This is a genomic window from Mycobacteroides saopaulense (genome assembly GCF_001456355.1).
Lineage (GTDB): Bacteria > Actinomycetota > Actinomycetes > Mycobacteriales > Mycobacteriaceae > Mycobacterium > Mycobacterium saopaulense.
On sequence record NZ_CP010271.1, the window covers coordinates 1,181,121 to 1,194,491 of the forward strand.

The window sequence follows — 13,371 nt, forward strand, 5'->3', positions numbered from 1 at the left end:
ATCCGGGCAGATCGGTCTTCGCCCAAGCGGCTCATCCGGGCAGATCGGTCTTCGCCCAAGCGGCTCATCCGGGCAGATCGGTCTTCGCCCAAGCGGCTCATCCGGGCAGATCGGTCTTCGCCCAAGCGGCTCATCCTAAGCTGGATGCATGCTGCTGAAGTCTCTTCACCCCAAGTCTCCCGACCTCGCGGATGCGGTTCGTATCGGCGAGGACAGCTGGGGTCGCGGTGACCTCGTCGGTGCCGCTACGGCAGCAGCAGAACGCATAGGCGGCGCGTCGGGCCCCCTCGCGGTGCTGGCCCGCCCGAGTATCGACACGGTCCTTGCAGTGGTCGCCGGACTCATCGCGGGGGTCACCGTCGTGCCGGTACCGGCAGATGTCGGGGTGGCAGAACGCCGACACATTCTCACCGACAGTGGGGCGATCGCCTGGCTGGGTGAATCGCCGCAGGAGTCAGAGGGATTGCCGCACGTACCGGTGCGTCGACATGCACGGTCCTGGCATCAGTACTCCGAACCGCGCCCGGAGTCGACGGCACTGATCGTGTACACCTCGGGGACCACCGGTGCACCCAAGGGAGTCCAGCTGAGTCGGCGTGCCTTGGCCGCCAGTCTCGACGGACTCGCCGCGGCCTGGGCATGGACGGCAGATGATGTTCTGGTGCACGGGCTTCCACTGTTCCATGTGCACGGACTGGTGCTCGGACTGCTCGGATCGTTGCGGGTGGGAAACCGTTTTGTGCACACCGTCAAACCGACTCCCGAGGCTTATGCCGCCACGCACGGCACCTTGTACTTCGGTGTGCCGACGGTCTGGTCTCGGGTGGCCTCCGACGAATCCTGTGCGCGTGCATTGTCTTCTGCGCGACTCCTGGTGTCGGGAAGTGCGCCGCTGCCGGTGCCGGTGTTCGACGCGCTGCGCCGGCTCACGGGCCAGGCCCCCATCGAGCGCTACGGCGCCACCGAAACCGTGATCACGCTCTCGACCCGCGTCGACGGCGAACGCCGCGCGGGATGGGTGGGTCACCCGTTGGCAGGTGTACAGACCCGCTTGCTGGGCGAGGATGGCCTGGCCGCGCCGCACGACGGGGAAACCGTTGGCCAGCTGCAGGTTCAGGGTCCAACGTTGTTCAGTGGATATCTCAATCTGCCGGAGAAGACGGCCGAAGTACTCACCGAGGACGGGTGGTACCGCACCGGTGACGTCGCCGTCGTCGACGCAGACGGAATGCACCGAATCGTGGGGCGCGAATCGGTCGACCTGATCAAGTCGGGCGGCTACCGCATAGGCGCCGGTGAAATCGAAACCGTGCTGCTGGGGCACCCCGGGATCGTGGAGGTGGCCGTGGTGGGGGTGCCCGACGACGACCTGGGACAACGCATCGTCGCCTATGTTGTCGGTGACGTGGTGGAAGATGACGTCATTGCCTTCGTGGCGCAACAGCTCTCGATACACAAACGTCCTCGCGAGGTGCGTCGTGTCGATGTGCTGCCCCGGAACGCGATGGGCAAGGTCCTCAAAAAGGAGCTGATGACATGAACGTGACCGGCGAGATCGTGGACCAGATCGACTGGCACTGGACTTCCCAACTGCGTCCCCGCTTCGACGGACTCACCGACGACGAATACTTCTGGGAACCGGTGCGTGGCTGCTGGAGCCTGCGGCCTCGCGGTACCGCGACGACACCGCTGCAGGGTGGATCGGGCGACTACGTCATCGAATTCGCGGCCCCGTCACCTGAACCCGCACCGGTCACCACCATCGCCTGGCGGCTCGGCCACATTCTGGTGGGTGTGCTCGGTGCACGGATCGCCAGTCACTTCGGTGGACCGCCGGTCGACTACATGACCTACGACTATCCGGTCACCGCAGCCGATGCCCTCGATCGTCTTGACCTCATGTACGCGGCATGGCGTGCCGGAGTGCTCGGTAAAGACGAAGCCTCACTCGCTCTTCCGGTCGGGCCGGCCGAAGGGCCGTGGGCCGAGAAACCATTCCTGACGCTGGCTCTGCACATCAATCGTGAGTTGCTGCACCACGGCGCGGAGATCGGCCTGCTGCGCGACCTGTATGCCTGGCAGTGAACGACTGATCGCTACCGCGCGTTCAGGGCCTTGTTGATTCCGGCGGCGATCACGGTCATGGCGCGCAGCGTCGGGTGATAGGCCATGGGTCCGTAGTTCAGCGGAGTTGCCGAGAACGTGTATCCGTAGACCCAGGGATCCGCCGAACAGATGTCGTGGCCATGTGTCAGGGCGGCCGCGGATACGAGCAGCGATCCGGTAGCGTGCGCGGCTTCATTCGTTGTGGCGGCAAGTGTTTTCGCCAGAGTGCGGGCGCGGTCGAACTGCGCGTTGGTGATGGGCAGCCTGTCCGGGCAGTATCCGGTGTCGGGCAGGACGGTCGTGTAGTCGACGTACACGACCGTGGCGCCCGGCGCGCGTCGGTGCGCTTCGCGGCCGATCTCTTGCAGGCTCATACCCACCTGCTGCACCGCCCCGTCGACGTTGTCGTCGGACTTGGCGTCACAGACGCTGAGCCGCCAGGTGAACGACACGGCGTCCGGATCTTTCGCACAGGACCAGGCGAACAGATTCGGCAGGTAGTAGATGTCGTTTCCGCCCGCGGTGATGGTGACGAGTTTGGTGGTGCTGCGCACCGCGTCGAGTTGGGGTGGCTGGAAGTACTGCCCACCGTGCAGGACGTTCTGTGCCGTTGCTCCCGAGCAGGTGACGTCGGTCAGGTCGAGGTGACGCAGGGTGGCCAGTTGATGGGCGTAATTGTTGGCGGATCGGATACACAGGATGGGGCTCGTCCGGTCGCGACCGGGAACTCCCGGACCGGCCCCGAACGAACTTCCGAGGGCGACGTAGTCGTGGTTGCCCGCGGGCGCCCGCATGCCTTGATCCGCGATCAGTGCCGTCGCCGTTCCTGCCACGATGAGGACCGCGACAACGAATGCGCCGAACACCTTGAGCGCCAGCAGCAATCCCCGCGCCGGGCGGGATCGTTGCGCCACCTCGTCAGGCAGCGGATCGGTCTCTTCCGGTGACGAGGACATAGCGGGGTTAGTTGGCGTGGAGCGCTGCGTTCAGCTCGAACGCGCCACCGTCACGCGACACGACCTCGACCGCGCCGGTCTGCGAATTGCGGCGGAACAGTAGGTTGTTGGCTCCGGACAGCTCCAGCGCCTTGACCGTCTTGCCGTCGGGTGTGCCGACCTTGGTGCCCGCCGTGACGTACAGCCCGGCCTCGACGATGCAATCGTCGCCCAGGCTGATGCCCACACCGGAGTTGGCGCCGAGCAGGGAGCGCTGACCCACCGAGATCACCTGGCTGCCACCGCCGGACAGGGTGCCCATGATGGACGCGCCGCCGCCGACGTCGGAACCGTCGCCCACGACGACACCGGCCGAGATGCGGCCTTCCACCATCGAGGCGCCCAGCGTTCCGGCGTTGAAGTTCACGAAGCCCTCGTGCATGACCGTCGTGCCGGGCGCCAGGTGTGCGCCCAGCCGCACCCGGTCGGCGTCGGCGACACGCACACCCGTGGGCACCACGTAGTCGACCATGCGCGGGAACTTGTCGATTCCGAAGACCGTCACCACGCCGCGCGCTTTCAGCCGCGCGCGCACCGTCTCGAAGCCCTCGACGGCACAGGGGCCAAAGTTCGTCCACACCACGTTGGTCAGTACGCCGAACAATCCGTCCATGCTGGCGCCATGCGGCTGGACCAGCCGGTGTGACAACAGGTGCAGACGCAGATAGGCGTCATAGGCATCGGTGGGTTTGTCGGTGAGCGAGCCAATCGTGGTGCGCACCAACACCTTCTCCACACCGCGATCCGGGTCGGTGCCGGCCAGCCCGGCCAGCTCGGCGGGTGCGTCTGTCTCGAAGATCCGCTCGGTGCCCGGTGTGCCGGGGGCATCGGTCAATTCGGGCGCCGGGAACCAGGTATCCAGTACCGATCCGTCCGCCGCGATGGTCGCCAGGCCAAGTGCTACTGCTCCGCTCACGGTGTACACGCTAGCCTGAGTCGGTGGCGCTTGAACTCGCTGGTGACCCGATAGCCCTGACGGCTGCCCTGGTAGACATCCCCAGCGAGTCCCGGTACGAGACCGAGATCGCGGATGCCGTCGAGGTTGCCCTGCGCGAACAGACCACCGGATTCGAGGTCATTCGCAACGGCAACGCGGTGCTGGCTCGTACCGACCATGGCCACGGAACCCGGGTGATGCTGGCCGGGCACCTGGACACGGTGCCTGCCGCCGACAACGTGCCCAGCCGGCGCGAGGCGGAGATCCTGCACGGCTGCGGCACCGTCGACATGAAATCCGGCGACGCTGTCTTCCTGCACCTGGCCGCTACCGTGACACCTCGCGTCGACCTGACGCTGGTGTTCTATGACTGCGAGGAGATCGAATCCTCGGCCAACGGGCTCGGCCGCATCGAGCGCGAACTGCCTGAGTGGCTCGACGCCGATCTCGCGATCCTCGGTGAGCCCACCGCCGGTCTGATCGAGGCAGGTTGCCAGGGCACCCTGCGCGTCGTCATCCGTGCCACGGGCACCCGCGCCCACTCGGCGCGATCCTGGCTGGGGGACAACGCCATTCACAAGCTCGGCGCGGTGCTGCAGCGGCTGGACTCTTACCGCGCCCGCATCGTCGACATCGACGGCTGCGAATACCGGGAAGGACTGTCCGCCGTGCGGATCGACGGGGGTGTCGCGGGGAACGTCATTCCCGATGCCGCGGCGGTGACCGTCAACTTCCGGTTCGCCCCCGATCGCAGCCCCGAGCAGGCGCTCGCGCATGTGCGGGAGGTTTTCGACGGGCTTGATGTCGAGATCGAGCTCACCGATTCCGCCGCTGGTGCGCTGCCGGGTCTGGATCGCCCCGCCGCCGCCGAATTGATCTGCGCGGCAGGGGGAGTGGTGCGTGCCAAGTATGGCTGGACCGACGTCTCCCGGTTCGCGGCACGTGGGATCGCCGCGGTCAACTACGGGCCTGGCGATCCCAACTTGGCGCATACCCGCGGTGAACACGTTCCGGTGCGGCAGATCACCGACGTGGCCGCGGTACTGCGGCGCTACCTCAGCGCGTGACGGGTGCGGCATACGTTCCCGGGGTCTGCCCCAGGGTGCGCCGGTACACGTCGATGAACGCGCTGGGAGTGGCCCAACCGCACTGATGCGCCACGTAGGTGACCGGCCGCCCCTCCGCGAGCAGTCGCAAGGCATGGTGAAGACGGATCTGCGTGCGCCACTGCGGATACGTCATGCCCATGTCGGTGCGGAACAGCCGGGTCAGCGTGCGCTCGCTGGCCCCCACGCGCCGCCCCAAATCGGCCACCGTCCAGACCTGCGTCAGGTCTTCTTCCACCACGGCGCATGCCTCGGCCAGCCGTTCATCGTGGGGTGTGGGCAGCTTGAGCGCCTGCTCCGGACTGTGCCGGAGCTGGTCGATGAGAACCACACGTAGTCGTACGACTTCGTCTTCGGCGAGGTCACCGGGTACCGAACACGCGATGATCAGTTCACGCAGCAGCGGCGATACCGCAATGACAGTGGGAGCCGCCAGCTCCACGACGTAGGTCTCGGGATCGAAGGCCACCGAGTGAAACTCGGTGGGGCCGTAGAAGCGATGCTCGTGACCGGCGCCCGCGGGTATCCACAACGCGCGATTCGGCGGTGCGATCCAGGTGCCCTCGGCCGTCGTCACCGCGATCACACCGGAGGCCGGGTACACAATCTGGTGCACCTCGTGCCAATGGCGGTCGATGCGTTGGCCGCCGGACACGGACATCACCCCGGTGAGATGGCGGTTAATCAACACAATGGGACATTTTATCGAAAGACTCGCACAGGGGTGTCCCCGCGCCGCCGTGGCCCGAACGGGAATAGGTAGCCGAACGAGACCGGTTAGCCAAGACGTGAAACTCGGAGTGGCGATCGGCCGACCTCTCAGTGTTCAGAGCGACACCAACCTGGTCGACGCCTTCATCGCGCACGGACGACGAGTGGCCGATGCCGGGATCGACACGCTGTGGCTGGGGCAGATGTACCACTATGACGCGATCACCATGGCCGCGATCGTCGGCCGCGCGGTTCCCGAAGTGACGGTGGGGGTTTCGGTCATTCCCATCAACCCTCGTCATCCCATCGAGGTGTCGGCGGCCGCCCAGACGGCACAGGCCGCCACCCATGGAAGATTTCAGCTGGGATTGGGGCTCGGAGCACCGGTGATCGAAGGTCCGAGCTACGGCCTGCGGGTGGACAAGCCGATACGTCGCCTGCGCGAATACCTCACAACGCTGCGGCAGCTCCTGGATGCCGGGACGGCCGACTTTCACGGTGAAACCCTGACCGTGGCACCGGAGTTCACCACCTCGCAGCCCGGCGGCGAAAACATCCCGGTGCTGGTGGCGGCCATGGCGCCGCAGGCGCTGCGTGCCACCGGGGAGCTGGCCGACGGCACGATTCCGTTGCACGCCGGACCGCGGGCGCTCGATCGGCAGATCGTGCCGGTCATCAACGAGGCCGCCGAACGCGCCGGGCGGCCCCAGCCACGCGTCATCGCCGGGGTCGCCGTCGTCGTCACCTCCGATCCGCAACGGGTGCGAGCACTGGCCATCGAGGACATGGCCTTCTACGAGAACATCCCGTCATATCGGAAAGTGCTTGATGCCGAGGGTGTTCAGCACACCGGCGAATTGGCCATCATCGGCGACGAGCAGCACGTGGCCACCGAACTGCAGCGGTACTTCGACGCCGGGGCCACCGAAGTCTTCGCCAGCCACACCGAGTTGGGTGGTCCGCAGGACGAGGCGCGCACCTTGGCGTTACTGGGCGAGCTGTCCCGCGGGAATTGAGTTGCCGGCGGCCCCTAGGCTGGCAACGTGCCCGAAAGTACCGAACCCCAGCTACACGGACCGGTTCAACTGCGCCGTGACCGCTGCGAGAACACCACCGCCGACCAACGTTTGTTGGACACCCGAGACACCACCACCTGGACGCACACCGACCCGTGGCGGGTGCTGCGTATCCAGGGTGAATTCGTGGAAGGATTCGACGCACTCGCGGAAACCCCCAAGGCGGTAACGGTTTTCGGTTCAGCCAGGACCAAGCAAGATTCACCCGAATACCGATTGGGGCAGGCACTCGGGACTGCCCTGGTGGATGCCGGATACGCCGTCATCACCGGTGGCGGACCCGGTGCCATGGAGGCCGCCAACCGCGGCGCCAGCGAATCGGGCGGCTATTCGGTGGGCCTGGGCATCGAGCTTCCCTTCGAACAGGGCCTCAACGAGTGGGTGGACCTGGGGATCAACTTCCGCTACTTCTTCGTCCGCAAGACGATGTTCGTCAAATACGCGCAGGCCTTCGTCTGTCTGCCCGGCGGATTCGGCACCCTCGACGAGCTCTTCGAAGCGCTCACCCTGGTGCAGACACGCAAGGTCACGCGGTTCCCGATCATTCTGCTGGGCACCGACTACTGGTCCGGACTGCTCGACTGGATCCGCGGCACGATGTTGCCCGCAGGCAAGGTCGGCGAGCAGGACATCGCGCTCCTCTCGGTGACCGACAGTGTCGAAGAAGCCGTCCAGATCATCGTCAAATCCGCCGTCAACGGGAACGGGAGCCACCGATGAGTTGGTCGGTTTGTGTGTATTGCGCATCGGGGCCGCGTCATCCTGAGCTGCTGGATCTGGCCACTCGTCTGGGCACCGCCATCGCCGAGCGCGGATGGACCCTGGTGTCCGGGGGCGGCAATGTGTCGGCCATGGGAGCCGTCGCCCAGGCCGCGCGGGCGGCCGGTGGACGCACCATCGGTGTCATCCCGAAAACGCTGGTTCATCGCGAAGTCGCCGACACCGACGCCGACGAACTGGTCGTCACCACCACCATGCGCGAACGCAAGCAGATCATGGAGGACCGCTCGGACGCGTTCATCACCTTGCCCGGTGGGATCGGCACCCTTGAAGAGGTTTTCGAGACCTGGACGGCCGGTTACCTGGGCTTACACGAGAAGCCTGTGGTCCTGCTGGACCCCGATGGTCACTACACCGGACTGCTGCGCTGGCTCGACGAACTGCAGGGCAAGGGCTACGTGGCGGCACCCGCCCGGGACCGGCTGCTGGTGCACACCGAGATCGCCGCAGCCTTGGATGCGTGTAAACCGACGGATTGACGGGGCCTTACCGTTCGTCAACAATGCGGTGAGCCAATTGCCTACTGGGCGGTAAGAACGTGGATGAGCCGCTAGCGGGAAGACCGAGTACAGGGAGAACCAGATGTCCGCAAGCAGCGCCATTCCGTCGAATCCCCGTGATCGGGTGCACCTGACCGAGGTTCTGGCGCAGCTACCGGGCATGGCGCTTGACCTGCCGATCCTGGCGCGCGGCATCCTCAGCGGCATCAAGTCCAACCCGAAGGGGCGTTGGTCGATCGGCGCGCTCTTCGCCGAGCGGGCCGCCAAGCACGCCGACCGTGTGTTCTTGCGTTTCGAGGGCAACGACATCACCTATGCGCAGGCCAACGCCACCGCCAATCGGTACGCCGCCACGCTGGCCTCACATGGCGTGGGGCGCGGTGACGTCGTCGGCATCATGTTGCGTAACTCGCCGCAGACCGTGCTGCTGATGCTGGCCACCGTGAAGCTCGGCGCCATCGCCGGAATGCTCAACTACAACCAGCGCGGCCACGTGCTGGCGCACAGCATCGGGCTGCTCGATTCCAAACTGTTGATCAGTGAGGCCGAGTTCGTCGACCCCATCAACGAATCCGGTGCCAACGTGATCTCGCTGCTGACCGGCGACGAGTTGGACCGCGCCTCGGTGCTGGCGCCGACCACCAACCCCGCCGCCACCGACGCCGTGATGACCAAGGATCGCGCGTTCTACATCTTCACCTCGGGCACCACGGGACTGCCCAAAGCCAGTGTCATGACGCACTACCGGTGGCTGCGCGGCATGTCCGGTGTCGGCGACATGGCGCTGCGGCTGCGTCCCAACGACGTGCTGTACAGCTGTCTGCCGCTGTACCACAACAACGCCCTGACCCTGGCCGTGTCGACCACCATCAATGCCGGTGCCACGCTGGCGATCGGCAAGTCGTTCTCGGTGTCGCGATTCTGGGACGAGGTCATCGCCAGCCGCGCAACCGCTTTCATCTACATCGGTGAGCTGTGCCGCTACCTGCTCAACCAGCCGGCCAAGCCCACCGACCGGCAGCACAAGGTGCGCGTGATCATCGGCAACGGGTTGCGGCCCGAGCTGTGGGGTGAGTTCACCCACCGCTTCGGTATCAAGCGAGTCTGCGAGTTCTACTCGGCCAGCGAGTCCAACACCGCATTCGTCAACGCCCTCAACATCGACCGCACCGTCGGCATCTGCCCGATGCCCATCGCGTACGTCAAGTACGACGTGGAAACCGGTGAACCACTGAGGAACTCGAAGGGCTACCTGACGAAGGTCGGCGCCGGAGAAGCCGGCCTGCTGATCAGCAAGGTCACCAACCTGGCCCCGTTCGACGGGTACACCGATCCGACTGCTTCCGAGAAGAAGCTGGTGCGTGACGCCTTCAAAAAGGGTGACACCTGGTTCAACACAGGCGATCTCATGCGCAACCTGGGCTGGGGGCACGCCGCCTTCGGCGATCGGCTCGGCGACACCTTCCGGTGGAAGGGCGAGAACGTCGCGACCACCGAGGTGGAAGGTGCGCTCGATCACGCCGACGCCATCGAGGAGGCCACGGTCTTCGGTGTCGAGGTACCCGGCACCGACGGTCGCGCCGGTATGGCAGCCATCAAGCTGCACGACGGCGCCGAGTTCGATCCAAAGGCATTGAGCGACATCGTGTACCAGTACCTACCCGCCTACGCGATGCCGCTGTTCGTCAGGATCGTGGACAGCCTGGAGCACACCACCACCTTCAAGAGCCGCAAGGTGGAACTGCGCAATGAGGCCTACGGCGAGGAGATCACCGATCCGCTGTACGTGCTTGCTGGCCGCGCGGAGGGCTACGTCCCGTTCTACCCCGAGTACGCCGGCGAGGTCGCCGGCGGCCAGCGTCCCAAGGGATAGGGGTTCGGCGGGTTAGTGTTCCCGCGTGGGAGTTAGCCGACGGGTTCGTGCGTCGCGGCGTCGTCAACGTCGGGTGAAGCTCGCCGACAACGACCTCACCGACCAGGAATGGTCTGCGCTGGTGCAGGCGTGGGGTGGCTGCGCCTACTGCGGCGCGACAGACGCGGCGCTGCAACGGGACTGCGTGCAGCCGATCTCGCGCGGCGGGCGCTACACCCGCTCCAATGTGGTGCCGGCGTGCCCGTCGTGCAATTCCAGCAAGTGCAACGCCGAGGTGACCAGCTGGATGCGGCGCAAGCGACTGGACGAGACGGCGTTTCTGCGTCGCTACCTGGAGATCAGCCGGGCGCCGGCTTAGGTGGTGTACACGCCGGTCGGCTCGTCGTGGTAGCCCTTGGCGCCGATCTCGCGGGCCAACGGACTGCGAAAATCCTCCTCTGCGGCAAGGCAATCGAGGATATGGCGATAGTCGTAGCGTGGCGTCCAGCCCAGTTCGGTGCGAGCCCTGGTGTTGACGTAGACCCGGTCGATCGCGGGAAACATGGACCATCCGCGCGCCGCGTACAGATTGGGCTGTTCGGGGAAGTGTTGAGCCACCACCGCCGGTGCATCGGTGCGTAGTTGCGCGATATCGGTGCGGGAGAAAGGCGTCGTCGCCGAGACCACGTACTTGGCCCAGCCGAGGTCGGGGGCGCGTTCGGCCGCCAGTAGGTGTGCCTCGACGACGTCGGCCAGATCCACCCGGCGATAGAGGTACTCGTTGGCCTTCAGGTTCTGGTCGCTGTAGGCCGCCCGCGCCTGGGTGTTGTCGTCCTGTTCGGGAAAGAACCGCGAGGTGCGCAGCACGATGACCGGCAGGCCGCTGCCTTGATGGACCACCTGCGCGATGTCCTCGGCGGCGGTCTTGGTGGCGCCGTAGATGTTCTTGGGCACCGGTGCTACGTCCTCGGTGATCCATGCCGCCTCCTGGGCGCCGATGAGGGCATGGCCGAACGCGCTGGTGGTGCTGGTGTAGACGAAGCCGCGCACCTGCGCGGCGACCGCCGCTTCCAGCAGCGTCAGCGTGCCCGCGATGTTGGTCTCTACGAAGTCGGCGCGTGCATGCGATCCGACATGCGGTTTGTGCAGGGTCGCGGTGTGCAGCACCGAGGTCACCCCGGCCATGGCGGCGCTCACCAGCTCAGGGTCGGTGATCGAACCGACGAAATCGGTGACCGGGCCCGCGGCGATGTCGATCCCGGTCACGTCGGCGCCACCTCGGCGCAGCGTGCGCACCAGGGCCTCCCCGAGATGGCCTGAGGATCCGGTGACCAGGAATCGGTTCTCGCTCATGTGCTCATACTGCCCAGGCTGGCAAGTCATTTCGCTCGCCCAGGGTGACGCGGCTGCGCGCAATGGGGCCAGATTTCGCTGTGGCCTCACACTCGGCGCGAGCAGGGCCGGATCGGCCTGCACAATGAGAACGTGCTGGAGACGTTCTGCGGGCGACCCGTCCGCACCGATCGTGCCCTCATCATGGCGATCGTCAACCGCACACCGGACTCCTTCTACGACCGCGGGGCCACCTTCACCGATGAGGCCGCGCAGGCCGCCGTGCACAAAGCGGTGGCCGACGGCGCCGATGTGGTGGACATCGGGGGCGTCAAGGCAGGCCCGGGGGAGAACGTCGATGCCGACGCCGAGATCGCGCGCGTGGTGCCCTTCATCGAGTGGGTGCGCGATGCGCACCCCGACCTGCTGATCAGCGTCGACACCTGGCGGGCCGAAGTGGCAGAGAAGGCCTGCGCGGCGGGGGCCGACCTGATCAACGACACCTGGGCCGGGGCAGACCCCGAGCTCCCTGCCGTGGCAGCCGCTCATGGTGCCGGACTGGTGTGCTCGCACACCGGTGGGGCGATACCTCGTACCCGGCCGTTTCGCGTCAACTACGGAGCTGAGGTCGACGGTGTTGTGCGGGCTGTGCTCGACGAGGTGACCGCCTCCGCCGAGCGTGCGGTAGCTCTCGGGGTATCCAAAGACGCGATTCTGATCGATCCGACGCATGACTTCGGCAAAAATACGTTCCACGGTCTCGCTTTGTTGCGCCATGTAAACGATCTCGTTAATACCGGGTGGCCCGTGTTGATGGCGTTGAGCAACAAGGATTTCATCGGGGAGACTCTTGGTGTGGGACTGACGGAACGACTCGAAGGCACTCTCGCCGCCACCGCGTTGGCGGCGGCGGCCGGTGCCCGCATGTTCCGGGTCCATGAAGTCGGGCCCACACGCCGCACGCTGGAGATGGTGGGTTCCATCGTCGGAACTCGCCCACCGGCGCGAACAGTGAGGGGGTTGGCATGACCTCGACAATTGGCATCGATCCGAGCTGGCTGGACACCCACAGCTGGAACCGGCCCGAGTGGACGGTCGATCAGCTCATCGCCGCGAAGAAGGGCCGCACCGTCTCGGTGGTACTGCCCGCGCTCAACGAGCAGGAAACCGTTGCGGCCGTCATCGACACCATCAGTCCGTTGTTGGGCGGTCTGGTGGATGAGCTGATCGTGCTGGACTCGGGCTCCACCGATGACACCGCGATCCGGGCCGTGGCCGCGGGAGCGCGGGTGGTCAGCCGTGAACAGGCGCTGCCCGAGGTGCCGCCCAATCCCGGCAAGGGCGAGGTGCTGTGGCGATCGGTGGCCGCGACCACCGGTGACCTCATCGCGTTCGTCGACTCCGATCTGATCGACCCCGACCCGATGTTCGTGCCGCATCTGCTCGGCCCGCTGCTGTTGGGTCAGGGCATTCACCTCGTCAAGGGTTTCTACCGGCGCCCGCTCAAGGTCAGTGGGTCCGAGGACGCCAACGGCGGTGGGCGGGTGACCGAGCTGGTGGCCCGGCCGATGCTCGCGGCTCTGCGGCCGGAACTCAGTTGTGTCGTGCAGCCGTTGGGCGGCGAGTACGCGGGTACCCGCGAGCTGTTGTCCTCAGTGCCGTTCGCGCCCGGATACGGTGTGGAGATCGGCCTGCTCATCGACACCTACGACAAGCTGGGACTGAACTCCATCGCCCAGGTGAATCTGGGCGTACGTAGCCACCGCAATCGGCCGCTGGTCGAGCTCGGGGTGATGAGCCGGCAGGTGATGGCGACCATGCTGTCGCGCTGCGGGATTCCGGACTCCGGGGTGGGTATCACCCAGTTCTTCGCCGACGGCGACGGGTTTACCCCGCGCAGTTCGACGGTCTCGCTGGACGACCGTCCGCCGATGAACACCCTGCGCTGAGTGCATACCGCACGCAGACATATCGGG

14 protein-coding genes are annotated in these 13,371 nt (G+C 66.0%); 10 read left to right on the forward strand and 4 right to left on the reverse strand.

The features are described 5' to 3' along the window. Positions 1–148: 148 nt before the first annotated feature. Together MYCSP_RS05975 and MYCSP_RS05980 are read left to right on the forward strand one after the other, a co-directional pair. The gene (locus MYCSP_RS05975; protein WP_088413396.1) at positions 149–1,540 is read left to right on the forward strand and encodes an acyl-CoA synthetase; all 1,392 of its coding nucleotides are present in this window, start codon (positions 149–151) and stop codon (positions 1,538–1,540) included. After that, positions 1,537–2,085 carry a DinB family protein gene (locus MYCSP_RS05980; RefSeq protein WP_070913324.1) on the forward strand — a complete coding sequence of 183 codons (549 nt, stop codon included), beginning with the start codon at positions 1,537–1,539 and terminating at the stop codon, positions 2,083–2,085. The genes MYCSP_RS05975 and MYCSP_RS05980 overlap by 4 nt, the downstream gene beginning before the upstream one ends. Positions 2,086–2,096: 11 nt before the next feature. Here the strand turns inward: MYCSP_RS05980 and MYCSP_RS05985 are convergent, their stop codons facing one another. After that, on the reverse strand, positions 2,097–3,062 hold the full coding sequence (locus MYCSP_RS05985; RefSeq protein ID WP_088413397.1) for an SGNH/GDSL hydrolase family protein: 966 nt from the start codon (positions 3,060–3,062) through the stop codon (positions 2,097–2,099). Between the two features lie 7 nt (positions 3,063–3,069). Continuing rightward, positions 3,070–4,017 (reverse strand): 2,3,4,5-tetrahydropyridine-2,6-dicarboxylate N-succinyltransferase, encoded by a 948-nt coding sequence (dapD, locus tag MYCSP_RS05990; protein ID WP_070913398.1) that lies wholly within the window; start codon positions 4,015–4,017, stop codon positions 3,070–3,072. 23 nt (positions 4,018–4,040) lie between these two features. Between dapD and dapE the strand changes: the two genes are divergently transcribed. After that, positions 4,041–5,105 carry a succinyl-diaminopimelate desuccinylase gene (gene dapE, locus MYCSP_RS05995; RefSeq protein WP_083013829.1) on the forward strand — a complete coding sequence of 355 codons (1,065 nt, stop codon included), beginning with the start codon at positions 4,041–4,043 and terminating at the stop codon, positions 5,103–5,105. Here the strand turns inward: dapE and MYCSP_RS06000 are convergent. Continuing rightward, complete coding sequence (locus tag MYCSP_RS06000) at positions 5,095–5,835, reverse strand: AraC family transcriptional regulator (RefSeq protein ID WP_083013828.1); 741 nt, start codon at positions 5,833–5,835, stop codon at positions 5,095–5,097. The two genes, dapE and MYCSP_RS06000, sit on opposite strands and share 11 nt — an antisense overlap. A 97-nt stretch (positions 5,836–5,932) precedes the next feature. Between MYCSP_RS06000 and MYCSP_RS06005 the strand changes: the two genes are divergently transcribed. The 5 genes from MYCSP_RS06005 to MYCSP_RS06025 all read left to right on the forward strand — a co-directional run bounded on the left by MYCSP_RS06005 (position 5,933) and on the right by MYCSP_RS06025 (position 10,442). Beyond that, entirely contained in the window at positions 5,933–6,871 is a 939-nt protein-coding gene (locus MYCSP_RS06005; RefSeq protein WP_083013827.1) for a TIGR03564 family F420-dependent LLM class oxidoreductase, read from the forward strand. A 27-nt stretch (positions 6,872–6,898) separates the two neighbouring features. Then, positions 6,899–7,651, forward strand: a complete 753-nt coding sequence (locus MYCSP_RS06010; RefSeq protein ID WP_070913329.1) for an LOG family protein — start codon at positions 6,899–6,901, stop codon at positions 7,649–7,651. Next, positions 7,648–8,190, forward strand: coding sequence for an LOG family protein (locus MYCSP_RS06015; protein ID WP_083013826.1), 543 nt, complete (start codon positions 7,648–7,650; stop codon positions 8,188–8,190). The genes MYCSP_RS06010 and MYCSP_RS06015 overlap by 4 nt, the downstream gene beginning before the upstream one ends. A 103-nt stretch (positions 8,191–8,293) precedes the next feature. After that, positions 8,294–10,084: a long-chain-acyl-CoA synthetase FadD6 gene (gene fadD6 / locus MYCSP_RS06020; RefSeq protein WP_070913331.1), complete on the forward strand. Its 1,791-nt coding sequence runs from the start codon at positions 8,294–8,296 to the stop codon at positions 10,082–10,084. Between the two features lie 25 nt (positions 10,085–10,109). After that, positions 10,110–10,442 (forward strand): HNH endonuclease, encoded by a 333-nt coding sequence (locus MYCSP_RS06025; RefSeq protein ID WP_083013825.1) that lies wholly within the window; start codon positions 10,110–10,112, stop codon positions 10,440–10,442. Here the strand turns inward: MYCSP_RS06025 and MYCSP_RS06030 are convergent. Next, on the reverse strand, positions 10,439–11,416 hold the full coding sequence (locus tag MYCSP_RS06030) for an NAD-dependent epimerase/dehydratase family protein (protein ID WP_083013824.1): 978 nt from the start codon (positions 11,414–11,416) through the stop codon (positions 10,439–10,441). The genes MYCSP_RS06025 and MYCSP_RS06030 overlap by 4 nt on opposite strands. Before the next feature lie 132 nt (positions 11,417–11,548). On the opposite strand from MYCSP_RS06030, the gene folP reads away from it, so the two are divergent. Together folP and MYCSP_RS06040 are read left to right on the forward strand one after the other, a co-directional pair. Next, positions 11,549–12,424 (forward strand): dihydropteroate synthase, encoded by an 876-nt coding sequence (gene folP / locus MYCSP_RS06035; protein WP_083336294.1) that lies wholly within the window; start codon positions 11,549–11,551, stop codon positions 12,422–12,424. Then, positions 12,421–13,344, forward strand: coding sequence for a glucosyl-3-phosphoglycerate synthase (locus MYCSP_RS06040; RefSeq protein ID WP_083013823.1), 924 nt, complete (start codon positions 12,421–12,423; stop codon positions 13,342–13,344). Before folP ends, MYCSP_RS06040 begins: the two co-directional genes overlap by 4 nt. The last annotated feature ends 27 nt before the right edge of the window (positions 13,345–13,371 follow it).